Genomic DNA, 2540 nt, shown 5'->3' with positions numbered 1-2540 from the left:
CGCGTCTACATCAACATGGAAAACCGGGATGACTGAAGCGCCTCAGACCGAATTTCCATCCCTCAGGTTGCTCAATCGGCGACAACTCCACGTCGTTCTGAATGAAGATGTCGGACACCGTGCTCAGGGCATCGCCCACGTCCCCCAACACGTCAACCGGATGGTCATTGCGGCTGTCGTTGAAGGTAAACGCGATGGCGCGGGCGGGCATGTGGCTGGTGGTGGTCATGGTTCAGCCCTCCGCCTGCGACGTGGAAAGAGAGACGCTGTCGTTCGGCCCAAACACCGCGCCCGCATCTTCCAGGGTAAAGCGGATCGCAAGACCAACAGAGTCCCGACACTCTTTCCCGCCTTCGTAGTCGCGGATTGAATAAGCGCAGATGTCACGCCCGCTCTTTATTTTTTCGGCCAAATCCTCCACAGAAATGCCAAGCAGTTTGCGCGCCTCAGCGACCTGTCTCCCGGTTGGAACGTCTAGGCGCTCGCCTTCCGGAAGTTCGACGTTTTCACCCGCGAACCGTATGCCCGCCCGTTTCAATGCTGTCACGATGGCGGCAAGTGCCTCTTCCTGGTATCGCGGCTCCGTCAGCGCTTTGACAGTCGGGTACGAGACCCCGGAGAGGCGGGCAATATCACTGTACCCCCAACCAAGCAGGTAGCGGGCATTCCACAGTTGCTCGCACGTTATTGCGTCCGAAGCAGGAGCGGCGTCATCCGCTGTGCCGTCTTCGTCGGGCTCCTCCTCGTCAATGGGCCGCGCGGCCGGATGGCCGGCCGGTGGCGGTTCCGCCATTCCATCAGTATAGGCGGCGGCGTGCAGGGTGCCGGAGATCATGGTCAACAGGATGGTCCGGCCGGGTTCGGCGTCGGCGCGATCCCGCAGCGCCTGGACCACATCCAGCAAGTGGTCGCAGGCCGCCAGGACCTCGCCCTTCGACTGCGCATAATACATGACGGCCGGAACCCTGGGGGTCAGGGCCGCCCTCAGCCCGATGTCCAGCAGGCGCCGGATCGCCGCCGACCGCCGGGGGATATCGACCTGCGACCGCCGGAACTCGTCAATCCGCGTGAGGAGATAATTCTCGGGAAGCCTCAGGATGATCGTCTCGGCTCCTGTGGTGCCCTCTTCGCGGTCATCGTCACTTCGGATAAGCTGTCTGTCAGCCATGGCCCGTACTCCGATGTAGTCGGGTGGTGGTCAGGCCCGGTTCGGTGTTGGCGCACCGGCCGGGCCGCTTGCTCTTAAATCTGAGCCCTGCTACGATAACCGTGATCGGAGAGGCGCCGCAATAGAAATCGTAGCAAGGCTCAGATATGACCCCTGTCCAGCTTGATATGGCACTTGCAGCAGTGAAATGGGGTGTTCGAGACCTTGCCGCTCAGGCGGGCGTGTCGATGGACACCATCGCCCGTTTCAAACGAAGAGAAAGCGTCCGTCCCCGCACCATTGCAGCGATCCGCACCGCCCTAGAAAACGCTGGGGTGGAGTTCCTTGACGGCAACGGCGCCGGGCCGGGGGTGCGCCTGAAAGTCCCTCCGACGCCCGGGGATGCGGGGAAAGCCAAAGCCCCCGCTGGCCCGGACGATCCGCCCGACGCATAGCCGCGTGCCTGTCCGCAACGCGCCGCAAGGCGTATCTCAGGCCATCATGTGGGGCAGTCGGGACAGGGCGTTGGCGCCCGGTCATCAAGGGCGCGGCGGACGGACGGCCGGGCATGGCGAGGGCGCCCCCGCGACCATGCCCCCGGACCGCCCTTTTCAGACCGGGGCCGGTTCAGGCGATCCGATGCCGTCTTCCGCGTGGTGGCGGTGGCTTTGCCATCGGCCACCGTCGCGCGGATGCCGGTGGGGGCACTCCGCCGGTACCCGCGCGGGCGCCCTATAAAACCAGTGCCGGTTCGGGCATCCCGCAATTGGGCTATGTGTAAGCCTCACCGGAACGGGCGGCTGGCCGGCCAGCGGTGGTTATGCGCCCGTCCGCACCACCGCCTTTCGCAACCATGGATACCACAGGCGACCGGACGATGCTACGATGCCCGAAGCCTGCCGCTGATGCCGGGTAGACGGGCCGGTTCGGGGGTCGCGGACGCGGCGCCTGGTAAGTGGAGAGACCGCACCACCTGCGGCAGGCGCCCCACGGGTCGGGACACGGCCCTCAGGGCCTCCAGGATGCGCGAGAGGGCCGGGGGCACCCGAGGGACCGGAACGGCGAAGACCCCGTTTAAAAACCGATTTAATCGGGGTGCAACGGGCCGTTCGTGACGGGCCGTGCCCCGGCCTTGACCGCCACACCCGACCGGCACATGGTCAGCGGGTCGTTTTGCACGGCTTCATCCCCTTGCCCTGAAGTCCTTCCGGACAGACCGGCCGGCGCCGATCAGGCACGGTCCCCGGACTGATGTCCGGGCGCGAAAGGACGCACGTCCGGGTAGTCAAATCCCGAGACCCGCTGATGCCGGACGTGCCATGCCCCCGGACGACTATCCCTCCATTGCCGAGCGGCGCCGCCTTGGCGTCTATGTGTCCGACGTCGAAGCGCG

The 2540-nt window shown here is 65.2% G+C and carries 3 protein-coding genes; 1 reads left to right on the top strand and 2 read right to left on the bottom strand.

Features of this window, described 5'->3' with window-relative positions:
• Positions 1–10: 10 nt before the first annotated feature.
• The gene (locus tag GHC57_RS18820) at positions 11–229 is read right to left on the bottom strand and encodes a hypothetical protein (RefSeq protein ID WP_153347157.1); all 219 of its coding nucleotides are present in this window, start codon (positions 227–229) and stop codon (positions 11–13) included.
• Positions 230–232: 3 nt separating this feature from the next.
• The gene (locus GHC57_RS18815; protein ID WP_153347156.1) at positions 233–1168 is read right to left on the bottom strand and encodes a hypothetical protein; all 936 of its coding nucleotides are present in this window, start codon (positions 1166–1168) and stop codon (positions 233–235) included.
• A gap of 146 nt (positions 1169–1314) precedes the next feature.
• Here GHC57_RS18815 and GHC57_RS18810 point away from each other — a divergent pair, with 146 nt between their 5' ends.
• Positions 1315–1602, top strand: a complete 288-nt coding sequence (locus tag GHC57_RS18810; RefSeq protein ID WP_425500700.1) for a helix-turn-helix domain-containing protein — start codon at positions 1315–1317, stop codon at positions 1600–1602.
• Positions 1603–2540 lie beyond the last annotated feature (938 nt).

This window comes from Roseospira navarrensis (assembly GCF_009601025.1).
In the GTDB taxonomy this organism is placed as follows: domain Bacteria; phylum Pseudomonadota; class Alphaproteobacteria; order Rhodospirillales; family Rhodospirillaceae; genus Rhodospira; species Rhodospira navarrensis.
This window is presented reverse-complemented; position numbering and strand designations above follow the sequence as displayed.

Bases quoted from the DNA above. Each gene is read 5' to 3' on its own strand.
- GHC57_RS18815 (WP_153347156.1), bottom strand. From the start codon at position 1,168: ATGGCTGACAGACAGCTTATCCGAAGTGACGATGACCGCGAAGAGGGC.
- GHC57_RS18820 (WP_153347157.1), bottom strand. From the start codon at position 229: ATGACCACCACCAGCCACATGCCCGCCCGCGCCATCGCGTTTACCTTC.
- GHC57_RS18810 (WP_425500700.1), top strand. From the start codon at position 1,315: ATGACCCCTGTCCAGCTTGATATGGCACTTGCAGCAGTGAAATGGGGT.